The sequence below is a fragment of the Pseudomonas sp. SWRI18 genome (assembly GCF_014268345.1).
GTDB lineage: Bacteria > Pseudomonadota > Gammaproteobacteria > Pseudomonadales > Pseudomonadaceae > Aquipseudomonas > Aquipseudomonas cedrina.
This window is the reverse complement of record NZ_JACCQQ010000008.1, coordinates 159,978-181,233: the sequence shown is the minus strand read 5'-3', so window position 1 is coordinate 181,233 and position 21,256 is coordinate 159,978. Positions and strand designations below refer to the sequence as shown.

The window sequence follows — 21,256 nt, the reverse complement described above, 5'->3', positions numbered from 1 at the left end:
CCTGCCGGGGACAGCGCTATCTTTCCGGCAAAAAATTATCGGGTTGGTTCAAAACCGTGCTGCAGCCACCAGGCGTTGGTTTGCTCGGCCAGTTCCTCGACGCTGTCTTCGCTGGCGTTGAGCGCCAGGGTCAGCGGCTCGCCCTTGGGCGATTCCAGGGTAGCGAACTGGCTGTCGATCAGGCTGGCCGGCATGAAATGGCCGGGGCGATGGGACACGCGGTCGGCGGCGACTTCGCGGGTCAGCTCCAGGAAGACAAAGCCCAGGCCCGGTGCGGCTTCGCGCAGGTGGTCGCGGTATTTCTTCTTGAGGGCTGAGCAGGTAAGTACGGGGTGCTCGCCCGCCTTGAGCGAACGGCGCAGTTCATCGCAGAGGATGTCGAGCCAGCCGGCGCGGTCGTCGTCGTTGAGGGGGTGGCCGGCGCTCATCTTTTCGATGTTCGCGGCAGGGTGAAAGCTGTCGCCTTCGATGGCGGTGGCGCCGTTCAGACGGCACAGGGCCTCGCTGACGCTGGTTTTGCCACAGCCGGCAACACCCATGATGACCAGGGCAGTAACAGGTTGACTCATAAACACCTCAGGACGCAGATAGCGCTACCTTTGCACAGTGTAAGGCTAGTGCAAAAACAGGCTTTTCCCGCGCCGTCTTGTCTTTTTTTATGGAGTGACGCGTGCATCCGCTCCAATCATTTGAACGGGATCAGGCAACCCGACGTTCAAGCATTTGCAGCCGTTTGGAGACAGCGCTACCTTAGTGCCTCGATTTTTGTTTGGCAAGCCGCCTGATGACCTCCAAGAACGATAAAAATACTCGCACCACCGGTCGCCCCACCCTCAATGAAGTCGCACGCCTGGCCGGCGTCAGCCCCATCACTGCCTCCCGCGCCTTGCGCGGCATCAGCACCGTGGCCACGGAGCTTGTGAAAAAAGTGCAGCTCGCCGCCGCCGAACTCAACTACGTGGTCAACCCCGCCGCTCGAGCGCTGGCCTCGGCCCAGAGCCATTCGGTGGTGGTGTTGGTGCCGTCGTTGTCCAACCTGTTGTTTATCGAAACTCTCGAAGCGATCCACCAAGTGCTGCGGCCCAAGGGCTTTGAAGTGCTGATCGGCAACTTTCACTATTCGCGCGATGAAGAAGAAAACCTGCTGCGCAATTACATGGCCTACCAGCCACGCGGGTTGCTGCTGACCGGGTTTGACCGCACCGAAAGCGCCCGACGGATGGTCGAGGCGAGCAACGTGCCGTGCGTCTACATGATGGACCTGGACCCCAATGCCGGCGTGAACTGCGTGGGCTTTTCGCAGTTGGCGGCAGGTGAGACGGCGGCGGCGCATCTGTTGTCCCGTGGGCGCAAGCGCCTGGCGTATATCGGCGCACAGCTGGACCAGCGCACCTTGTTGCGTGGCGAAGGATTCCGCCGTGCGCTGCAACAGGCCGGCCTGTATGACCCGGCGCTGGAACTGCTCACTCCAAGGCCCTCCTCCGTGGGCCTGGGTGGCGAATTGTTCCTGCAATTGCTGGCGGCGCATCCGGACGTGGATGCGATTTTCTTCGGCAACGATGACTTGGCCCAAGGTGCACTGCTCGAAGCCCTGCGCCATGGCATCAAGGTGCCGGAGCAGGTGGCGGTGCTGGGCTTCAACGACTTGCCGGCGTCGTCGTTCATGGTGCCGCGCCTGAGCAGCATCAGCACGCCGCGCGAAGCGATCGGCCGGCGTGCGGCGGAGCATCTGCTGACGATGATGGCGGGTAACAAGATCGCCAAGCCGGTGGTGGATATGGGGTTCGAGTTGCAGGTGCGGGAGAGCACCTGACCGTCAAGCGGAACACAATCGCAGGCAGGCCAGCTCCCACAGGTTTACCGTGCCAGCTCGACATGTAGGACGCGCTGTAGGACGCGGCTGACATTGCGGTAAGCGCCTTGCCCGGTTGCCTACGCCTACGTCAGAATCCGCTGGCTTGTGCGCCTGGGGGTGGGTCTCTAAGGTTGGCCGGTCGCTGAATTTCTCGGTGATCGGGTTTAGTAGCCCGGCTTCCCACACAAGATGCATGAGCCTGTCGATGCTTGATGGTGGCTGTGCGCAGGGCGCCTTCGGGTGCGCCGGGTTTGTGTGGGATACCGGTCTACTAACCTGCGTACAGCTGCCACCCTCGTTTAGTAGCGATGAGGTATCAGCCCAAATCAGGTACTTCAACAATGCAAAGCATCCCCACGCATACCCTCTTCACTGTCATCCCCGGCTCCTCTACCGAAACCCTGCTGATCAACAGCTACGAAACCGTCTGCTCCGTCAGTACCTTGTTGCTCGACCTGTCCGAAGACCTCACCGGCAAACACCGCGATGTGGCCTTAGCCATTCATCAGTTGAGTGAGCTATCCATCTTGCTGGTGGGCAAAGCCATGGACCAACACACACCACGCTGCTAAAGCCCTGCGCGGTCAGAAATGTGGGAGCGGGCTTGCTCGCGAATGCGGTGGGTCAGCAAAAAATCAGCTGGCTGACCCACCGCATTCGCGAGCAAGCCCGCTCCCACATTTTAACCGTGCTCGCTTGGAAATATCGCCGTCGCTTGTGACCCCTGCTAGATTGTTCTCCTCTTCACCGCACAGAGAAGCACCATGGGACACTCACTGAAAATCTTGGGCCGCGCCTCTTCCATCAATGTGCGCAAAGTCCTCTGGACCTGCCAGGAACTGGGCATCGACTATGTGCGCGAAGACTGGGGCATCGGCTTCAAGCCCACCCAATCGGCCGAATTCCTCGCGCTGAACCCCAACGCCCAGGTGCCGGTGCTGATCGACGACCACGGCGTGCTCTGGGAATCCAACACCATCTGCCGCTACCTCGTCGGCCTCTACCAACGTCACGACTTGCTGCCCATCGAGCCCGCGCCACGCGCGCAGGTCGAGCAATGGATGGACTGGCAAGCCACCGAACTCAATCGCGCCTGGGGCGATGCCTTCCCGGCTCTGGTGCGCAACAACCCGGACGGCCTGGACGCAGCGCAAATAGCCGCCGCCGTGCAGGTCTGGAATGACAAGATGGGCATTTTGGAACAGCAGCTTGCGCGCACTGGCGCCTATGTGGCGGGCGATGAATTCACCCTCGCCGACATCCTGGTCGGCCTCTCGGTGCACCGCTGGCAGATGACTCCCATGCAGCGCCCGCCCTACCCGGCCGTTGCGGCTTATTACCAGCGCTTGAGCCAGCACAAAGGCTTCCAGACCTTCGCCCTCGACGGTCACAACTGACAACAAGGAATAAACCGTGAAAGGACTCAACGTACTGCTCACCGGCGCCTGCGGCAGAATCGGCAAGACGTTTTTCGAAGCCTCGAAAGACCGCTACCGCTTCACCCTCACCGACCGTATCGCGCCGGGCTTCGAGGTGGGCGAGCACCGCTTCGTGCACGCCGACCTCAGCGATAAATCATGCCTGGGCGCCCTGCTCGACGGCATCGACGTGATCGTGCACCTGTCGGGCATTCCCCACGCCAGCGCCTCGTTCGACGAATTACTGCCCAACAACATCCTCGCCACCACTTACCTGTTCGAAGCCGCCGTGGCGGCGGGTGTAAAACGCCTGGTGTTCGCCAGCAGCGCGCAAACCATTGAGGGCTACCCGGTGGACCGGCAAATCACGCCCGGCATGCAGGTCATGCCCGCCAACCTGTACGGCGTGAGCAAATGCTACGGCGAGGCGCTGTGCGGTTTGTATGCGGCGAAAACCGCGCTGTCGACGATTGCGTTGCGCATCGGCGCCTTCGAATTCCCCGAGACCCACGACCTCAACAACGCCCGCGACCTCAGCGCCTGGCTCAGCCCACGGGATGCGGTGCAGTTGCTGCAACGTTCGGTGGAGGCCGAGGGTGTGAAACACCTGATCGCCCATGGCATTTCCAACAACCGCTTCAAGCGCCTGGACTTGAGCGAAACCACGCGGGTGTTGGGTTATCAACCGGTTGACGATGCTTTTCAGAGTTTCGAGGTTCCAATCACTTATTAATCGCTGCGCCATAAAACGTTGGAATAAAAAGACTTTGCGCAATAAATCGGTGAATAGGCAGCCAGACACACTCGATTTCACAAGCATCGATTTCCCTTAGCCCGCTAAGATTCCAGGCAACTACCCCTGGAATCGCTCCCTATGTCCACGATTACCCACGCTGCCACGGACGGGATCGACCCGATCCGTGCCGCCCATATCAGCGCACGCATCGACCGCCTGCCCGCCGTTGCTACGGTCTGGCGCCTGGTAGCGCTCCTGTCGATTGGCGGCTTTTTCGAGCTGTATGACCTGTTCCAGACCGCCTACATCAGCCCCGGCCTGATCAGCGACGGGATTTTCCACACCGGCAGCCAAGGCGTATTTGGCTTCTCCGATCAGGCTGCGTTCGCCTCCGCGACCTTCCTGGGCCTGTTCCTTGGCGCCAGCCTGCTCAGCCCCATCGCCGACCGCTTCGGGCGCCGGGCGATCTTCACCTTCGCGTTGATCTGGTACACCGTTGCCACAGTGTTGATGGGCATCCAGACGTCCGCCCTGGGCATCATCTGCATGCGCTTTCTGGTGGGCATCGGGCTAGGCATCGAGCTGGTCACCATCGACGCCTACCTCTCGGAACTGGTGCCCAAGCGCATGCGCAGCTCGGCGTTTGCCTTTGCGTTTTTTATTCAGTTTCTGTCGGTGCCGGCCGTGGCGCTGATGTCGTGGTGGCTGGTGCCGCAAGCGCCGTTCGGGGTCTCCGGCTGGCGCTGGGTGGTGCTAATCAGCGCGGTATTTGCGCTGTTCATCTGGCAACTGCGCAAACGCCTGCCGGAATCACCGCGTTGGCTGGCGCAAAAGGGCCGTTTCGAGCAAGCCGATGCGATCATGGACAGTCTGGAGGCGCGCTGTCTGAAAGATCACGGCAAGCCCTTGGATGCCCCAGAACCCGAAGCCGTCAGCGTGCAGGGCAGCGGCCGTTTTGCCGATATCTGGCAACCGCCCTACCGCCGCCGCGCGTTGATGCTGATCGTGTTTCACGTGTTCCAGGCCATCGGCTTTTTCGGCTTCGGCAACTGGCTGCCGGCGCTCTTGTCGGGCCAGGGGGTCAGCGTGACCCACAGCTTGCTCTACGCCTTCATCATCACCCTGGCCTACCCGCTGGGGCCGCTGCTGTTTGTGAAAGTGGCCAATCGCTTTGAAAACAAATGGCAGATCGTCGGCTCGGCCCTGGGCGCGGTGATCTTCGGCAGCCTGTTCGCCCTGCAAACCACGGCGGTGGGCCTGGTGTTTTGCGGAGTGATGATCACCTTCTGCAACGCGTGGCTGAGTTTCAGTTATCACTCGTATCAAAGTGAACTGTTCCCCACCAATATCCGTGCACGGGCGGTAGGCTTCTGCTATTCGTTCAGCCGCTTGTCCACGGTGTTCAGCAGCCTGTTGATCGGCTTTATCCTCGAACACCTGGGCACGCCGGGGGTGCTGGCGTTCATTGCCAGCAGCATGTTGATCGTGATGATCACCATCAGCTGGTTCGGCCCGCGCACGCGCAACCTGGCGCTGGAAAATATCGCCCAATGATTACGTCATCAGTAATCTGACCGCCCGTCACTTCCCTGAAATTACTGTCATCTCTGACAGTAGACCTCGCCTCCTACCGACGTTGTACTGTTAACAGGCGAATCCATAGGGAAACGCCGTTATTGAACGCGAGGAGCATGACATGGCGCAGAACAATGATGAAAAGGCCTCGAAGGGCTGGTTTAAATCCACAGGCTTCGAGGGAGATGTAGATACCACGGCCGTTGATTATCGCCAATCACCCACGGGCTCGAGAGGCATCACTATTTATGGACTACAGCCTACTGCGAATGGCAATTCAATAGGAGTTCAAATCAACTTTCCCAACGACGCGCCGCTGGGACCGATCCCCGTACCAAAACCCTTTCCCGACGATGTAATCGTGGCCTATTTTCGTCAAGCAAGCAGTGGTCAGCGAACATCCTATCGCGCCAAAAATGGCGTACTCGAGTTACTCACCTTTGATGCACAAAGGGGCTTCGTATCGGGTAAATTTAACGTATTGGCCGACGTTGATGGCACTGAGCGTTCGTTCGAGGGGTCATTTGATATCCATTCCGTATGAACAGGGCACCGGCGGCAACAGTTGGCCTCACAGGACCACTGATTGCCGCTTTAATCTTGAAGCGTCCCGTAAACACAAGGGTTCGCCATCGGCACGCTATTTGCTCCACCTGTGGCACCGAACATTTCCCCAGGTAACCGATCATGCTGGTTAACAACAACACCCAAGCCATGTCGACCGTTCAACAGATCAAGCGCCCCGACATGGATCCGGCCAACGCCGCCGCCAGCGCGCTGTACAGCGGTGCCCTGCAAGCGGCCCAGCAAAGCACGATCGTACCGGCCGCGCAGAAGGAACTGGACAAGGCCACCGACCGTATCGACGAAGCCTTCGCCAAGACTCGCGTGCAGTTGCAGACGAGCACTGCGGATGTGCCGGCGACCAATGCCGCGTCTTCGGCGCGCACTGAGTTCACCGATTACATGAGCAAGTCCCCGGCCGAACATATCCGTGAGCAGTTGCTCAAGGAACAGGGGCTGACCGAGGCGGATGTGCAGAGCATGTCCCAGGAAAAGCAGGACGCGATTTCCAAACAGGTGGCCGAGCGGTTGAAGCAGCAGCAAGAGCAGCAGGTAGCCGCGAAAACCGTAGACCCGCAGGCGCAGGCGGTGAAAGAAACCCTGGCCGCGATCTAAGCCTCAGCGCTGATCAAATGTTCAAACTTGGTTTTTGTGGGAGCTGGCTTGCCTGCGATGGCCATAGGTATCTACACATCTTTGTAGTGAGCGGGCTTGTCCCGCGCTGGGCTGCGAAGCGGCCCCAAACCAGGCGGATTGGGTTTTTCTGAAACTGCGCGGTGTCTTTATTGGGGCGGCTTCGCCACCCAGCGCGGGACGAGCCCGCTCACTACAGGGAATTGTCAGTCTCTGAAGTTGTGTAGATACCTATGGCTATCGCAGACAAGCCACACATTGACTGGGTTACCAGATTGACAATGTGTTGGCTACAACTGCGAGGCCACGGGTCCCGTCGCCATCGTTAACAAAACGCTGAAGGGGAACGGTCAGGGGGCTCAGTGCCCGAACAGGCCTGCCTCGGATTTCTTGGTCTTTTTGTCGGCGCGTTTTTCATCGGCGGTCTTTGCCGGTTTTTTCTTCGCGGCTTTCTTTGAATCCATACCTTTGGCCATGATGCGTACTCCACTAACGGGGATGAAGCACAGGGTATAACACCTATTGCCCGGCTCAAGGCGCTTATAATCTGCCCCCCTTGATAACGCCTGCCTGAACACCATGCCTGAATTGAACCTCGAACCGCTGGCAGAGCCTTTGTGGCCGCTGCTGAACAAGTTTTACCGCAGCCACAATTCGTCGATGAAGGCGCTCAAGGGCGGGCGTTTGTGGGTGGCGCGGGCGGATGGGATTGTGGCGGGGTTGTGCCTGACGCCGGTGGTGGGTGGGCAGTGGTTGACCGGAGTGTTTGTCGACCCGGCCTACCGCGGCCAGGGCTTGGCGTCGCGGTTGATTGGCGAGGCGGTGGCTGATGTTGACGGCACGGTATGGCTGCTGTGCCACCCTGACCTGGAAGGGTTGTACCGGCGCATGGGGTTCTCCCAGGACACCGTGTTGCCGCAATCCCTCAGCGAGCGGCTGGTGCGTTACAGGCGTAATAAGCCGATGATTGCGATGGGTTTGGCAGCCGGTTGAACACTGAACCTAATGTGGGAACGGGCTTGCTCGCGAATGCGGTGGGTCAGTGGATACATTAATGACTGACCCATCGCTTTCGCGAGCAAGCCCGCTCCCACATGTTTAATCTCGGCATGACTCAAGGTTATTCGTCTACGGCGGGATCCAGCTCTGGAAACATCACGTCGATAAACCCGAATTTGCTGAAATCGGTAATCCGCGACGGGTACAGCCGGCCGATCAAGTGATCGCATTCATGCTGCACCACTCGCGCATGGAAGCCATCGGCGAAACGCACGATAGGTTCGCCCTTCGGATCGAAACCTTCGTAACGAATCTGCTGGTAACGGTCCACGGCGCCACGCAGGCCGGGCACGGACAGGCAACCTTCGTAACCCTCTTCCAGCACCGGGCTCAGTGGCGTGATCAGCGGGTTGATCAGAATGGTCTGCGGCACCGGCGGCGCATCGGGGTAGCGTTCGCTGGCCTCGAAACCGAAGATCACCAATTGCAGGTCAACACCGATCTGCGGCGCGGCCAGGCCAACGCCGCCCACGTGCTCCATGGTCTGGAACATGTCATCGATCAATTGCCACAGCTCGGGGCTGTCGAACATTTCGGGCGGAACCGGTGGCGCGATACGCAGCAGGCGTTCATCGCCCATTTTCAGGATTTCACGGATCATCGGTCAGGCTCGGAGGGGTTGGTCTTCAGGGAATGGTCTCGGGCCAGGCCGGAGACATGCTGCTTTTCTATGGGCTCAGGGTCATCGATGTGCTTGTCACCTGCGTTTTTGCCTTCGGCCGACATGTGTTCGATCACGGCATTCATCTCCGCGCCCAGCAACAGCACGGCGGCAGAAATATAGAAGTACAGGAGCAGCACAATGATCGCGCCGATACTGCCATACATGGCGTTGTAGTCGGCAAAGGTCTTGACGTAGTAGCCAAAACCCAGGGACGCCACGATCCAGACCACCACCGCCAGCACCGAGCCAGGGGTGATGAAGCGGAACTCCTGCTCGACGTCCGGCATCACGTAGTACATGAGGGCCACGGCAAACATCAGCAGGATCACGATCAACGGCCAGCGCACGATGGTCCACAGGGTGACCATGAACTCCTGCATGCCGATCTGCGCGGCGATCCACTCCATCACCTGCGGGCCAAGCACCATCAATGCAGCGGCTGCCAGCAACATGCCGGCGATGCCGACCGTGTAGAAAATCGACAGCGGAAAGCGCTTCCAGATCGGCCGGCCTTCGACCACGTCGTAGGCGGCATTCATCGCGCTCATCATCAGGCGCACGCCGGCCGACGCCGTCCATAATGCAATCACGATACCCACCGACAGCAAGCCACCCTTGGACTGCTGCAACTGGTCAATCACGGGGTTGACCTGCTCCAGGGCCTGGGGCGGCAACACCAGCTCGGACTGCATCCGCAACCAGCTGAAGAAGTCCGGCAAATGCAGGAAACCGATCAGCGCAATCAGGAACAGCAGGAAGGGAAACAGCGAGAACAGCATCTGGTAGGCCAGCGCCGAGGCATAGGTGGGCATTTCGTCATCGACGAATTCCTTGACGGTGCGCACCAGCACCTTATGCAGCTTCAGACCAGCGAGTACGGGGAAAATCATAGCGTCTCCTTTCGCCGCAAAGGTTGAGTTGGGGCGACTCAGGGGCCGTTTTCTACATCAAAGTAGCCCATTTGGCGACTTTGAAACAATTGCGAAAGTTTAGTTGCACAAGCGGATACAAAAACGGCCATCCGTGGATGGCCGTCGGGCTGCTGGGGTGAGCCAGCCGAAGCGCCTTATTCGGTCGCTTTCTTGACTGCATCCTTGGTCTTGCCAACGGCTTGCTGCGCTTCGCCTTTCTTCTCTTGAATCACGCCTTCAACCTGCAGTTTGTCGTTATCCGTGGCTTTGCCGACACCTTGCTTGACGTTACCGACGGCTTCGTTAGCCATGCCTTTTACCTTATCGGAAGTGCTGCCCATGGTATTACTCCTGATAACAATCAAATGGTTTTGGTCACTACGTAGCGGTTGACCTGAAGCGAAGCGCCAGAGTTTCAATTATTTTCAAGGCGAGCATTTCATCGTCAGCAGCAGTTTGGGCTTTATGTTTTGCGGCCAACCCACGAGAATGCCCGGCACATTCAGGCTATAACGCTGAATAACAGATCCCGTAGGAAGGTTATGAAACTCAATAAAGCACAGGCCATCGCCCGCAGAAACACCGAACTGGGCGGTGCCGTACTCGGCGTCAACAACTGCCACTTCACCGACCTGGACCCCAAGCGCAACATCTGGTGGTTCGACCTGCCGCTGGGCCGTATCGCCGTGGGCCAGTTCGAATGGATCCATCTGTTGATGCACAACGCCGAGACTGACCAACTGCTGCACCTTAAGGTGCCGACGGCGTTCCTGCGTGAGAACCTCGAAGGGCTGGTGGTGCGCAATGCGGGCAAGCGCAAGCCCGAGATCACCCTGGAGCTGAGCGCCGACAAGGACTCGTTCCTCAAGGATGTGCGCCCGGCCGGGGCCGGCATCAGCTTCGCGCAGTTCTCCCTGTAAGAACGCGGTCAAAACTGTGGGAGCGGGCTTGCTCGCGAATGCGGTGTATCAGCTTGCACATGCATTGACTGACACTCCGCTTTCGCGAGCAAGCCCGCTCCCACAGTGGATTGCATTTCAAATCAGGATCTTCAGTGCCCCCAAAAAACCCGCTTTCGCGGGTTTTTTATGGATCACTTTTTAAGACCAAGCTTCTTCAGTTCTTCATCGCGCAACTCACGCCTCAGGATCTTGCCCACGTTCGTGGTCGGCAATGCATCACGGAACTCCACCGCCTTGGGCACCTTGTAGGCCGTGACGTTGGCACGCATATGCTCCATCACCTGCTCCTTGGTGAGGGTAGCGCCCGGCTTGACCACGATGAACAGCTTGATGTGTTCGCCAGACTTCTCGTCCGGCACGCCGATGGCGGCGCACTGCAGCACGCCCGGCAGGCCCGCCAGCACGTCTTCCAGTTCGTTGGGGTACACGTTGAAACCCGAGACCAGGATCATGTCTTTCTTGCGGTCGACGATGCGCATGTAGCCATCGGGCTGGATGATCGCGATGTCGCCGGTCTTCAGCCAGCCTTCGCTGTCGAGCATCTCGTCGGTGGCGTCCTGGCGCTGCCAGTAGCCCTTCATCACCTGCGGGCCCTTCACGCACAGCTCGCCGGTTTCGCCCAGCGCGAGTTCGGTGCCGTCGTCGGCGATGACTTTGCACACGGTGGACGGTACCGGAATGCCGATGGTGCCGAGCTGGATGTGCTGGATCGGGTTCACGGTGGCCACCGGGCTAGTTTCGGTCATGCCGTAGCCTTCGCAGATACCGCAACCGGTCACGGCCTTCCAGCGCTCGGCCGCCGCCAGTTGCAGGGCCATGCCACCCGACAGCGTGACTTTGAGCGCGGAGAAGTCCAGCTTGCGGAACGCCTCGTTATTGCACAGCGCCACGAACAGGGTGTTCAAGCCGACAAAGCCGCTGAACTTCCACTTCGACAGTTCCTTGACCATCGCCGGCAGGTCGCGCGGGTTGCTGATCAGGACGTTGTGGTTGCCGATCAACATCATCGCCATGCAGTGAAAGGTGAACGCATAGATGTGGTAAAGCGGCAGCGGCGTGATGAGGATCTCGCACCCTTCATTGAGGTTTGACCCCATCAGCGCCTTGCATTGCAGCATGTTGGCGACCAGGTTGCGGTGGGTGAGCATCGCGCCCTTGGCCACGCCGGTAGTGCCGCCAGTGTATTGCAACACCGCCACATCGCTGCTGGCCGGGCTGACCTCGTTGACCGCCCGGCCATGGCCCTTGGCGAGTACATCGTTGAACTTGATCGCCTTGGGCAAGTGGTACGCCGGGACCATTTTCTTCACGTACTTGATAACGCTGTTGATCAGCAGGCGCTTGAGCGGCGACAACAGGTCGGCGACTTCTGTGACGATCACATGCTTGACGGCGGTCTTGGGCACGACCTTTTCCGCCAGGTGCGCCATGTTGGCCAGGCACACCAGGGCCTTGGCGCCGGAATCGTTGAACTGGTGTTCCATTTCCCGCGCGGTGTACAGCGGGTTGGTATTGACCACAATGAGGCCGGCACGGATGGCACCGAACACGGCGACCGGATACTGCAGGACGTTGGGCAGTTGCACGGCGATGCGATCGCCGGGCTGCAGGTCGGTGTGCTGTTGCAGGTACGCGGCGAAGGCGCCGGACAATTCGTACAGCTCACCGTAGGTGAGCGTCTTGCCCAGGTTGCTGAAAGCCGGTTTGTTGGCGAAGCGCTGGCAGGATTGCTTCAATACCGCCTGAATATTCGGATACTCGTCTGGATTGATTTGTGCAGCAATCCCGGCGGGGTACTTATCCTTCCAAAAGTCTTCGTTCATGGAAAGCCCACTCCTCAGCGACGTCAGCGACGCGAATTCATCATCGCATTTGATGCGATTATTATTGGTGTATGTTTTTTTAGGTGAATCCGGCGCTTTCAAGCAGGCCGAGACGTCACAAAGCGCGCCGAGAGTAGCAGCTTTGCCAAGGGCCGCCTAGAGCCAAACGAGTGCCCTACAGTCATAAACACGACTGTCCTACAATATTTGGTCACGCTTTAAATCAAGGCGAAATAACCCAGGAAAACGCTCTGGAATAGGCCTTTCAGGGTGACATAGAAACAAATGTGGGAGCAGGCAAGCCAGCTCCCACAGTTTAATTGCGGTTCAATTCAGGGTCAGGCAATGTCGCGAAGCTCCCGCCGCAAGATTTTCCCCACCGGCGTCATCGGCAACGAATCGCGCAACACAATATGCTTGGGCACCTTGTACCCGGTGAAGTTGGCTTTGCAGTACGCCTTCAACTCTTCCAGGCTGACGCCCTGCTCACGGGCCACCACAAAGAGTTTCACCGCCTCCCCCGTCCGTTCATCCGGCACGCCGATCACCGCGCAGTTGGCCACCGCCGGGTGAGCCATCACCACGTCTTCGATTTCGTTAGGGTACACGTTGAAACCCGAGACGATGATCAGGTCTTTCTTGCGGTCGACAATGCGTATAAAGCCGTCTTCATCGATCACCGCGATGTCGCCGGTCTTCAGCCACCCTTCGGCATCCAGCGCCTCGGCGGTGGCAGCGGGCTGCTGCCAGTAGCCCTTCATTACCTGGGGGCCCTTGATGCACAATTCGCCGCGCTCGCCCAAGGGCAACTCGACGCCTTGATCATCAATCACCTTCATCCCCGTGGCCGGTACCGGGATGCCCACGGTGCCCAGTCGGGACTTGTTGCCGTAGGGGTTGGTGCTGGCCACCGGCGAGGTTTCCGTCAGGCCATAACCTTCGCCAATCGCGCAGCCGGTCATCTGCTGCCAGCGCTCGGCCGTGGCCTTGATCAGCGCAGTGCCGCCGGAGTTGGTGAGCTTGAGGTGGGAGAAATCCAAGGTCTTGAAATCGGGATGGTCCATCAGCGCCACAAACAGCGTGTTAAGCCCCAGCAGCCCGGTAAAGCGCCATTTTTTCAGTTCCTTGATGAACCCGCCGATGTCCCGCGGGTTGGTGATCAGCACGTTGTGGTTGCCGGAGACCATCATGCACATGCAATTGGCGGTGAACGCATAGATGTGGTACAGCGGCAGCGGCGCGATCATCACCTCCTGCCCTTCCTTGATCAGCGGGTGGCCGTCTTCGCCGGTCTGGGCCATGCACGCGCGCGCCTGCTGCATGTTCGCCACCAGGTTGCCGTGGGTGAGCATCGCGCCCTTGGCCAAACCGGTGGTGCCGCCGGTGTATTGCAGCACGGCAATGTCGTCGAGGCTCACCGGATGGCGGGTCACGCCCAGGCCCGCGCCCATGCGCAGCGCGCGCTTGAACGACACCGCGCGCGGCAGGCTGTAGGCCGGGACCATTTTCTTCACCTTGTCGACCAGGGTGTTGACCAGCCAGCCCTTGGCGGCGGGCATGAAGTCGCCCATCCTGGCTTCGATCAGGTAGTCGATCTCGGTGTCGGTGCAGACTTCCTGCACCCGCGAACCGAACAAATTGAGGTAGACCAGCGCGCGCACGCCGGCGTCCTTGAACTGATGACGCATCTCGCGCGGGGTGTAGAGCGGGTTGGTATTGACCACGATCAGCCCGGCGCGCAAGGCGCCGAACACGGCAATCGGGTAATGCAGGACGTTAGGCATCTGCACCGCGATGCGGTCGCCCGGCTTGAGGTCGGTGTGCTGCTGCAGGTACCCGGCGAACGCCGCGCTCTGGCGTTCAAGCTCGGCGTAGGTCAGGGTGATCCCCATGTTGCTGAATGCCGGACGGTCGGCAAAAGCCTTGCAGGAGCGCTCGAAGACTTCGACCACCGACTTGTAGGCCGTAAGGTCGATGTCATTGGGAACGCCCGCTGCGCGTTTGTCATTCCAGAAATCAGGTTGCATTATTCTTGTCCTCTTACCTGAGTGTGTCCGGCCGCTTTTGTGCTGCAACAAGAAGCGGAGCTTCGAGGACGTTAGCAGCTATGGCCAAACAGGCAAATACAGGAAATAGCGTCATTTGTTGTGTGAATCTCCCTACAAGGGCCTGCACTGATCAGGCGTTGACCGTGGGATGAGCGATACACTGCAAGGACGCCGAGCAGATCTTGAGCAAAGGAGCCGCCATGAACCACAGTACTTTCTGGCTGACCGCGAATGACCGCAGCCGCCTGTACGTCAACCAGTGGATGCCCGACGGCCCGGCCAAGGCAGTGTTAATGCTGTCCCACGGCATGGCCGAGCACAGCGGGCGCTATGCGCGCCTGGCCGCAGCCTTGTGCGCCGCCGGCTACGGCCTGTATGCGCTGGACCAGCGTGGCCATGGCCGCACCGCCGATGGAGGTACCCTGGGCCTGTACGCCGAGAAGGATGGCTGGAACAAAGTGGTGGGCGACCTGGCCAGCCTCAACCAGCATATCGGCCAGCAACAGCCGGGGCTGCCGATCTTCCTGCTGGGCCACAGCATGGGCAGTTACATCGCCCAGGCGTACCTGCTGCACCACAGCGCCAGCCTGAATGGAGCGATTCTCAGCGGTTCGAATTTCCAGCCGGTGGCGTTGTACCGCGCAGCGCGGGTGATTGCGCGGGCCGAACGGTTGCGCCAGGGGTTGCGTGGGCGCAGCGCGCTGATCGAGTTCCTGTCGTTTGGCTCATTCAACAAGGCGTTCAAACCCAACCGCACCGCGTTTGACTGGCTTAGCCGCGACCCGGTGGAAGTCGACCGGTACATCAACGACCCGCTGTGCGGTTTCCGCTGCACCAACCAACTGTGGGTCGACCTGCTCGGCGGCTTGCAGCAAATCAGCAAAGCGTCCAATCTCGCCCAGATCGACCCGGGCCTGCCGATCCTGGTGATGGGCGGCGAATGTGATCCGGTGAGTGAGGGCAAGCGTCTCAACAGCCTGGCCCATGCGCTGCGTGAAGCCGGCTGCCAGCACCTGCAACTGACTGTCTACCCGCAGGCGCGCCATGAAGTGTTCAATGAAACCAACCGCGATCAAGTCACAGCGGACGTGCTGATGTGGCTCGACCAGGCGCTGACCCTGCGCAGGCCGGCCCATTGTGAATAACATTCCTTTAAAATCAGCTGCTTAAATTACCGATTAGCCACAGGATGCACTTTTAGATGACCCAGGTAACCAACACCCCGTACGAAGCCCTCGAAGTCGGCCAGACTGCCAGCTACAGCAAGACCGTCGAAGAGCGCGACATTCAGCTGTTCGCCGCGATGTCCGGCGACCACAACCCGGTGCACCTGGATGCCGAGTATGCCAAGGCGACCATGTTCAAGGAGCGTATCGCCCACGGCATGTTCAGCGGTGCGCTGATCAGCGCGGCGGTAGCGTGCGAGTTGCCTGGGCCGGGCACGATCTATATTGGCCAGCAGATGAGTTTCCAGAAGCCGGTAAAGATCGGCGATACCTTGACCGTACGCTTGGAAATCCTGGAGAAGCTGCCGAAATTTCGCGTGCGCATTGCCACTCGCGTGTTCAACCAGCGTGATGAATTGGTGGTGGATGGCGAAGCGGAGATTCTTGCGCCGCGTAAGCAGCAGGTGGTGACGTTGACTGAGTTGCCGCCGATCAGCATTGGCTGATCACAATCTTGAAATTGATGAAAACCAAATGTGGGAGCGGGCTTGCTCGCGAAGGCAGTGTGTCAGTCAATAGAATGGGTGACTGACACTCCGCTTTCGCGAGCAAGCCCGCTCCCACATGGGCTTACTGCATTCAGCTTACGACTGAGCGCGAGCCTGGTTACGCAGCGCTTTCACCTGGTCGTGGTTGCGTTGTACGCCATGGTACTGACGCTCAACCAGGTCACGAATGCCCAGCAGATTGTGCTTGTTGATCTTTTCGATCGCCTCACGATAAGCCTTCAGGGCGTGATCTTCACCGCGCTCGGCTTCGTTCAGCACCGCTTCTTCGTCTTTACCGGTGACCATCGACTTCACGTCGACCCAGCCACGGTGCAGGGCGCCGGCCATGCTGCCGGAATCTTCCGGATCGCCACCCAGTGCACGCACGGCGGTCTTCAGCTCGGCGGCAGCGGTAGCGCAATCGGCGGAACGCTTGGCGAACAGTGCCTTCAGTTCAGGGTGCTTGATGTCTTCAGCGCACTCTTTAAAACCCTTTTGACCATCGATACTGGTCTCGATCAGGTCGTTCAGTACGGAGATCGATTCTTTGTTGATGTCAGTCATTTTCAATTCCTTATGGGTTTTGAGGAAGGTTGCCTTAATGATTGCAGCGCTCGTGCCAGCTTTTCAAAAATACAAATATCTTTAAATTTCAGTTAGTTACAAATAATTGAACCATCTGTATGTGCGTTATTTGCATGATCTGTCATTTGGCCTTCATGCAGAATGCCTGTATTTTCGAAGACCTCGCCTTCACTGCCCGACGCCATGAACCCCGAAAAACTCGAACTGCTGATCACCCGCCAAATGCCCTTTGGCAAATACAAGGGACGAATCATCGCCGACCTGCCCGGCCCCTACCTGAACTGGTTCGCCCGTGAAGGTTTCCCCCACGGTGAACTGGGCGGTCTGCTGGCCTTGATGCAGGAAATCGACAGCAATGGCCTGTCTGAATTGCTGGAACCGCTACGCGCCAAACACGGCAAACCCGCCCCGCGTCATTGAGAGCCCCCTATGCCAAGGAATGCAGATAACGAAGCCCATTGGCAGGCCATCGCCCAGCGCTATGACCTGCAACCCGGCCCGATCAACCTGGAAAACGGTTACTTCGGGCGCATGAGCCGTGCGGTACAGGCCCAGTACTTGGAGCAGGTTGCGTTTATCAACCGCAGTAACGCCGTGCATGTGCGCCAGCGCTTTGAACAAGGTGAAAACGTCGAGATCCGGCGCCAACTCGCCGAGTTGATCGAGGTCGACCCGGCGTCGGTGGCCTTCACCCGCAACGCCACCGAAGCCCTGCAATCGCTGATTCGCAACTACAACCGCCTGCAACCGGGCGACCAGGTGCTGATCAGCGACCTGGAGTACGACACGGTCAAAGGGGCGATGCGTTGGCTGGCGGGCTATCGCGGCGTGGAGGTGATCGAACTGTCCCACACGCACCCGGCCAGTTTCGACAGCCTGGTGCAGACCTATCGCAACGCTTTCGCGCAATACCCGCGTTTAAAGCTGATGGCTCTCACCCACGTGACCCACCGCACAGGGCTGGTGATGCCCGTTGCGGCGATTGCCGAGGCCGCGCGCGAACATGGCATCGATGTGATCCTCGACGGCGCCCACGCGCTGGGCCAGCTCGAGTTCAATCTGGCCGAGCTTGGCATTCAGTTCGCCGGTTTCAACCTGCACAAATGGATCGGCGCACCGCTGACCTTGGGCTTTGTGTACATCGCCCCGGAGCGCCTGGGCGATATCGACCCGGACATGGGCGAGTTCCACTACCCCGTCATCGATGTGCGTGCGCGCACCTCCTACAGCACGCCGAACTTTCCGGCGCTGATGACCTTGCCATTGGTGTTTGAGGAACATCGGGAACTGGGTGGCGCGGCGGCCAAGGGTGCGCGGGTCAATTATTTGCGCGACAGGTGGGTGAGCCAGGTGCGGGCGTTGCCGGGGATTGAGGTGCTCACGCCGGATGATCCAAGGCTCTATTGCGGGATTACGGCGTTCAAGTTCACAGGGCGCGATCAGCAGGTGATGGTGGACCGGTTTTTGAACGAGCACGGCTTGTTTACCACGACCCGCACGGGGGCGGCATTTGGCACCTGCATCCGGGTGACACCGGGGTTGGTGACCTCGGCGGCGGACATTGATGTGCTGGTCAACGCGATTACCCAGTTAAACGCCGATTAAAAATGTGGGAGCGGGCTTGCTCGCGAAAGCGGTGTATCAGTAGATATATTCGGTGACTGATACTGCGCATTCGCGAGCAAGCCCGCTCCCACATTTGGATTGTGTTGATCTCAAAGGCTTTCTGGGGGCAAAAAAAAGCGGTACACCGACCAAGTGCACCGCAAAAATGCCGTTAAGCACAGCAACAACGATTCGGTAAATCAGATCAGTCCAGCAGTGCCAGCGCCTCGGCGGTGACTTCCTGGATACGCGCCCAGTCGCCGTTCCTGACCCACTCAGGGTCGAGCATCCAGCTACCGCCCACGCACATCACGTTTTTCAACGCCATGTAGCTCTTGATATTGGCCGGACCAACGCCGCCGGTTGGGCAGAATTTCACTTCGCCGAACGGGCCGCCCAAGGCTTTGATGGCTGCGACGCCGCCGCTGACTTCAGCCGGGAACAGCTTGAAGCGGCGATAGCCCAGGCCGTAGCCTTCCATGATGCCGGAGGCATTGCTGATGCCCGGCAGCAGCGGAATCGGGCTATGCACCGAGGCTTCCAGCAGGTCGCGGGTGATGCCAGGGGTGACGATGAACTGCGAGCCCGCGACTTCCGCCGCTTCGAGCATGTGACGGTCCAGCACGGTGCCCGCGCCGGTGCACAGTTCAGGACGCTGCTCGCGCAGCACCTGAATGGCCTTGAGGCCGAACTCGGAACGCAGGGTCACTTCCAGTGCGGTCAAACCGCCGGCTGCCAGGGCGTCGGCGAGCGGCAGGATGTCCTGTTCGCGGGCGATGGTGATCACCGGCAGGATCCGCGCCTTGGCGCAGAGGCTGTCGATCAGGGCAACTTTATCCGCCATGGACACGGTCGGTTGAGGGCTTTTCATAGCGGCTGATCCTTGGCTCATGGGCACCAGTAAATCTCTAATGTAGGTTGCAGAAACGCGCGGACAGGCATGGCGGCAACATCGTCACTGGCCAGCGCGGCGTTCAAGGTGGTCAGTTTCGAACTGCCGGAAATCGACAGGACGGTGTAGTTGGCCGTGGCCAGCAGGGCGCGACTCATGGTCAGGCGCTGGTGCGGCACGGTCGGCGCCAGCATCGGCCAGCAACGGCGGGTACCGTCTGCCTGCAAGGCTTCAGCCAGGTTCGGGCTGTCGGGAAACAGCGATGCGGTGTGGCCGTCATCACCCATGCCCAGCACCAGCACATCAATGGCCGGCAGTTCAGCCAGCAGGCGATCGGCCTGCTCGGCGGCGTCTTCAAGGTTGGCCGCGGCGCTGTAAAGGCTCAAGAATCTGGCCTTGGCCGCCGGACCTTGCAGCAAGTGTTGCTTCAACAGGCCGGCATTGCTGTCGGCGTGCTCCACCGGCACCCAGCGCTCATCGGCCAGGGTGATGGTGACCTTGGACCAGTCCAGCCCCTGCTTGGCCAGGTGCTGGAAAAATGCCACGGGGCTGCGACCGCCGGACACCACCAGGACAGCCTCGCCACGGGCACTGATTGCGCCGCGCAATTGCTCAGCCACATCATTGGCCAGGCCCTGCGCCAGCAGCGCGGGCGTAGGGTACTCATGAGCAGTCACGCCCTGAGGCAGTTTCAATTCAGATATCGCCATACCATGACCTCCCATCCCGCGTGATCAGTGCAATCGAGCTCATCGGCCCCCAGGACCCGGCCGCATACGGCTTGGGCGCATCACCAGATTTTTTCCACCCGGCGATCAACTGGTCACACCACTTCCACGCGGCTTCGATTTCATCTTTACGGACAAACAGGTTCTGGTTGCCGTGCATCACTTCCAACAGCAAGCGCTCGTAGGCATCGGGGATGCGCGCACTGCGGTAGGTGTCGGAAAAATTCAGTTGCAGTGGCCCGCTGCGCAGTTGCATGCCCTTGTCCAGGCCCTGCTCCTTGGTCATTACCCGCAAGGAAATACCTTCGTCCGGCTGCAGGCGAATGATCAGTTTGTTGCTGATCTGCAGGCGCTGCTCGGGGGCGAAGATGTAGTGGGACGGTTCCTTGAAGTGAATGACAATCTGCGACAACTTTTGCGGCATGCGCTTGCCGGTGCGCAGGTAGAACGGCACCCCCGCCCAACGCCAGTTGCGGATATCGGCACGCAGGGCGACGAAGGTTTCGGTGTCGCTCTGGGTGTTGGAATTCTCTTCTTCCAGGTAACCCGGCACCGGCTTGCCGGCGCTGTAGCCGGCGATGTACTGGCCGCGCACGACCTGGGTGGTCAGGCCATCCGGGCTGATCGGCGCCAGAGCCTTGAGCACCTTGACCTTTTCGTCGCGGATACTGTCGGCGGACAGGTCGGCCGGCGGGTCCATCGCGATCAGGCAAAGCAGTTGCAGCAGGTGATTCTGGATCATGTCCCGCAGTTGGCCGGCCTTGTCGAAGTAGCCCCAACGGCCTTCGATACCGACTTGCTCGGCCACGGTGATTTCCACGTGGGAGATGTAATTCTGGTTCCACTGGGTTTCGAACAGGCTGTTGGCGAACCGCAGTGCGATCAGGTTCTGCACCGTTTCCTTGCCCAGGTAATGGTCAATGCGATAGGTGCGGTTCTCCGGGAAAAACTGCGCCACGGCGTCGTTGACCTTGCGCGAGGACTCCAGGTCCGAACCGATGGGTTTTTCCAGCACCACACGGGTGTTCTCGGCCAGGCCGACCTTGGACAGGTTTTCGCAGATCGCACCGTACACGGCGGCAGGCGTGGCGAAATAGGCGATCAGGCATTGCTCGGTACCGGCGATTTCGGCCAGGGCCACGTAGTCGTCGGCCTTCATGAAATCGACGTGCACATAGGTCAGGCGCGCCAGGAACCGCTGGGCGATGGCTTCGTCCAGTTCCTTGCCCACGTAGGTGCGCAGGGCTTGCTCGATGTGGGCCAGGTGCTGTTGCTCGGAACCGGCTTCACGGGCCAGGGCCAGGATGCGCGTGTCGTCGTGCAGGAGCGCGGCGCCATCGAGGTGATAGAGGGCAGGAAATAACTTGCGCAGCGCCAGATCACCCAAGGCGCCAAACAGGGCAAAGGTGCAGGGTTCTACGGTTATAGAAGGCATGATGTTTGTTCTTTTATCAAGTTAAGCTACAAATACCTTTTTTCAAGGT

The 21,256-nt window shown here is 59.5% G+C and carries 23 protein-coding genes; 13 read left to right on the top strand and 10 right to left on the bottom strand.

Going from position 1 to position 21,256, the window contains the following annotated elements:
• Nucleotides 1-35: 35 nt before the first annotated feature.
• Nucleotides 36-569 (bottom strand): gluconokinase, encoded by a 534-nt coding sequence (locus H0Z09_RS11815; RefSeq protein ID WP_186690712.1) that lies wholly within the window; start codon nucleotides 567-569, stop codon nucleotides 36-38.
• Between the two features lie 212 nt (nucleotides 570-781).
• On the opposite strand from H0Z09_RS11815, the gene H0Z09_RS11810 reads away from it, so the two are divergent.
• The 8 genes from H0Z09_RS11810 to H0Z09_RS11775 all read left to right on the top strand — a co-directional run bounded on the left by H0Z09_RS11810 (nucleotide 782) and on the right by H0Z09_RS11775 (nucleotide 7,774).
• Complete coding sequence (locus H0Z09_RS11810; RefSeq protein WP_186690789.1) at nucleotides 782-1,813, top strand: LacI family DNA-binding transcriptional regulator; 1,032 nt, start codon at nucleotides 782-784, stop codon at nucleotides 1,811-1,813.
• 383 nt (nucleotides 1,814-2,196) lie between these two features.
• A complete protein-coding gene (locus H0Z09_RS11805) occupies nucleotides 2,197-2,427 on the top strand; it encodes a DUF6124 family protein (RefSeq protein WP_186690711.1) in 231 nt (76 codons plus the stop codon).
• A gap of 192 nt (nucleotides 2,428-2,619) precedes the next feature.
• A complete protein-coding gene (locus H0Z09_RS11800) occupies nucleotides 2,620-3,252 on the top strand; it encodes a glutathione S-transferase family protein (RefSeq protein WP_186690710.1) in 633 nt (210 codons plus the stop codon).
• Nucleotides 3,253-3,268: 16 nt separating this feature from the next.
• Entirely contained in the window at nucleotides 3,269-4,006 is a 738-nt protein-coding gene (locus H0Z09_RS11795; RefSeq protein ID WP_186690709.1) for an NAD-dependent epimerase/dehydratase family protein, read from the top strand.
• A 141-nt stretch (nucleotides 4,007-4,147) separates the two neighbouring features.
• Nucleotides 4,148-5,563 (top strand): MFS transporter, encoded by a 1,416-nt coding sequence (locus tag H0Z09_RS11790; protein WP_186690708.1) that lies wholly within the window; start codon nucleotides 4,148-4,150, stop codon nucleotides 5,561-5,563.
• Between the two features lie 142 nt (nucleotides 5,564-5,705).
• Nucleotides 5,706-6,128, top strand: coding sequence for a hypothetical protein (locus H0Z09_RS11785; protein ID WP_186690706.1), 423 nt, complete (start codon nucleotides 5,706-5,708; stop codon nucleotides 6,126-6,128).
• 143 nt (nucleotides 6,129-6,271) lie between these two features.
• Nucleotides 6,272-6,763 (top strand): hypothetical protein, encoded by a 492-nt coding sequence (locus tag H0Z09_RS11780; protein ID WP_186690704.1) that lies wholly within the window; start codon nucleotides 6,272-6,274, stop codon nucleotides 6,761-6,763.
• A 597-nt stretch (nucleotides 6,764-7,360) separates the two neighbouring features.
• On the top strand, nucleotides 7,361-7,774 hold the full coding sequence (locus H0Z09_RS11775) for a GNAT family N-acetyltransferase (protein ID WP_186690702.1): 414 nt from the start codon (nucleotides 7,361-7,363) through the stop codon (nucleotides 7,772-7,774).
• 127 nt (nucleotides 7,775-7,901) lie between these two features.
• Here the strand turns inward: H0Z09_RS11775 and def are convergent, their stop codons facing one another.
• The 3 genes from def to H0Z09_RS11760 all read right to left on the bottom strand — a co-directional run bounded on the left by def (nucleotide 7,902) and on the right by H0Z09_RS11760 (nucleotide 9,756).
• Nucleotides 7,902-8,441: a peptide deformylase gene (gene def / locus H0Z09_RS11770; RefSeq protein WP_186690700.1), complete on the bottom strand. Its 540-nt coding sequence runs from the start codon at nucleotides 8,439-8,441 to the stop codon at nucleotides 7,902-7,904.
• Nucleotides 8,438-9,394 (bottom strand): YihY/virulence factor BrkB family protein, encoded by a 957-nt coding sequence (locus H0Z09_RS11765; protein ID WP_186690698.1) that lies wholly within the window; start codon nucleotides 9,392-9,394, stop codon nucleotides 8,438-8,440. The genes def and H0Z09_RS11765 overlap by 4 nt, the downstream gene beginning before the upstream one ends.
• A gap of 176 nt (nucleotides 9,395-9,570) precedes the next feature.
• Nucleotides 9,571-9,756, bottom strand: coding sequence for a CsbD family protein (locus H0Z09_RS11760; protein ID WP_186690696.1), 186 nt, complete (start codon nucleotides 9,754-9,756; stop codon nucleotides 9,571-9,573).
• Between the two features lie 201 nt (nucleotides 9,757-9,957).
• Between H0Z09_RS11760 and H0Z09_RS11755 the strand changes: the two genes are divergently transcribed.
• Nucleotides 9,958-10,335, top strand: a complete 378-nt coding sequence (locus tag H0Z09_RS11755) for a hypothetical protein (RefSeq protein WP_186690694.1) — start codon at nucleotides 9,958-9,960, stop codon at nucleotides 10,333-10,335.
• 173 nt (nucleotides 10,336-10,508) lie between these two features.
• On the opposite strand, the gene fadD1 is transcribed toward H0Z09_RS11755, so the two are convergent.
• Both fadD1 and fadD2 read right to left on the bottom strand, forming a co-directional pair.
• Complete coding sequence (gene fadD1 / locus H0Z09_RS11750; RefSeq protein ID WP_186690692.1) at nucleotides 10,509-12,200, bottom strand: long-chain-fatty-acid--CoA ligase FadD1; 1,692 nt, start codon at nucleotides 12,198-12,200, stop codon at nucleotides 10,509-10,511.
• A 338-nt stretch (nucleotides 12,201-12,538) separates the two neighbouring features.
• Complete coding sequence (gene fadD2 / locus H0Z09_RS11745; RefSeq protein WP_186690690.1) at nucleotides 12,539-14,227, bottom strand: long-chain-fatty-acid--CoA ligase FadD2; 1,689 nt, start codon at nucleotides 14,225-14,227, stop codon at nucleotides 12,539-12,541.
• A 221-nt stretch (nucleotides 14,228-14,448) separates the two neighbouring features.
• On the opposite strand from fadD2, the gene H0Z09_RS11740 reads away from it, so the two are divergent.
• Together H0Z09_RS11740 and H0Z09_RS11735 are read left to right on the top strand one after the other, a co-directional pair.
• On the top strand, nucleotides 14,449-15,393 hold the full coding sequence (locus H0Z09_RS11740; RefSeq protein WP_186690688.1) for an alpha/beta hydrolase: 945 nt from the start codon (nucleotides 14,449-14,451) through the stop codon (nucleotides 15,391-15,393).
• Nucleotides 15,394-15,449: 56 nt separating this feature from the next.
• Entirely contained in the window at nucleotides 15,450-15,920 is a 471-nt protein-coding gene (locus H0Z09_RS11735) for a MaoC family dehydratase (RefSeq protein ID WP_003175719.1), read from the top strand.
• 138 nt (nucleotides 15,921-16,058) lie between these two features.
• Here H0Z09_RS11735 and H0Z09_RS11730 read toward each other — a convergent pair whose 3' ends face one another.
• Nucleotides 16,059-16,526 (bottom strand): PA2169 family four-helix-bundle protein, encoded by a 468-nt coding sequence (locus tag H0Z09_RS11730; RefSeq protein ID WP_034139096.1) that lies wholly within the window; start codon nucleotides 16,524-16,526, stop codon nucleotides 16,059-16,061.
• Between the two features lie 204 nt (nucleotides 16,527-16,730).
• Between H0Z09_RS11730 and H0Z09_RS11725 the strand changes: the two genes are divergently transcribed.
• Nucleotides 16,731-16,967: a DUF3820 family protein gene (locus H0Z09_RS11725; RefSeq protein ID WP_076949988.1), complete on the top strand. Its 237-nt coding sequence runs from the start codon at nucleotides 16,731-16,733 to the stop codon at nucleotides 16,965-16,967.
• A gap of 9 nt (nucleotides 16,968-16,976) precedes the next feature.
• Nucleotides 16,977-18,152, top strand: a complete 1,176-nt coding sequence (locus H0Z09_RS11720; RefSeq protein WP_186690686.1) for an aminotransferase class V-fold PLP-dependent enzyme — start codon at nucleotides 16,977-16,979, stop codon at nucleotides 18,150-18,152.
• Between the two features lie 205 nt (nucleotides 18,153-18,357).
• Here the strand turns inward: H0Z09_RS11720 and H0Z09_RS11715 are convergent, their stop codons facing one another.
• From H0Z09_RS11715 to zwf, 3 genes are read right to left on the bottom strand one after another with little or no spacing between them, the layout of a single operon-like run.
• On the bottom strand, nucleotides 18,358-19,023 hold the full coding sequence (locus tag H0Z09_RS11715) for a bifunctional 4-hydroxy-2-oxoglutarate aldolase/2-dehydro-3-deoxy-phosphogluconate aldolase (RefSeq protein WP_065949399.1): 666 nt from the start codon (nucleotides 19,021-19,023) through the stop codon (nucleotides 18,358-18,360).
• Between the two features lie 17 nt (nucleotides 19,024-19,040).
• Nucleotides 19,041-19,754: a 6-phosphogluconolactonase gene (gene pgl, locus H0Z09_RS11710; protein ID WP_186690684.1), complete on the bottom strand. Its 714-nt coding sequence runs from the start codon at nucleotides 19,752-19,754 to the stop codon at nucleotides 19,041-19,043.
• Nucleotides 19,741-21,207 carry a glucose-6-phosphate dehydrogenase gene (gene zwf / locus H0Z09_RS11705; RefSeq protein ID WP_186690682.1) on the bottom strand — a complete coding sequence of 489 codons (1,467 nt, stop codon included), beginning with the start codon at nucleotides 21,205-21,207 and terminating at the stop codon, nucleotides 19,741-19,743. Before zwf ends, pgl begins: the two co-directional genes overlap by 14 nt.
• Nucleotides 21,208-21,256: the final 49 nt, after the last annotated feature.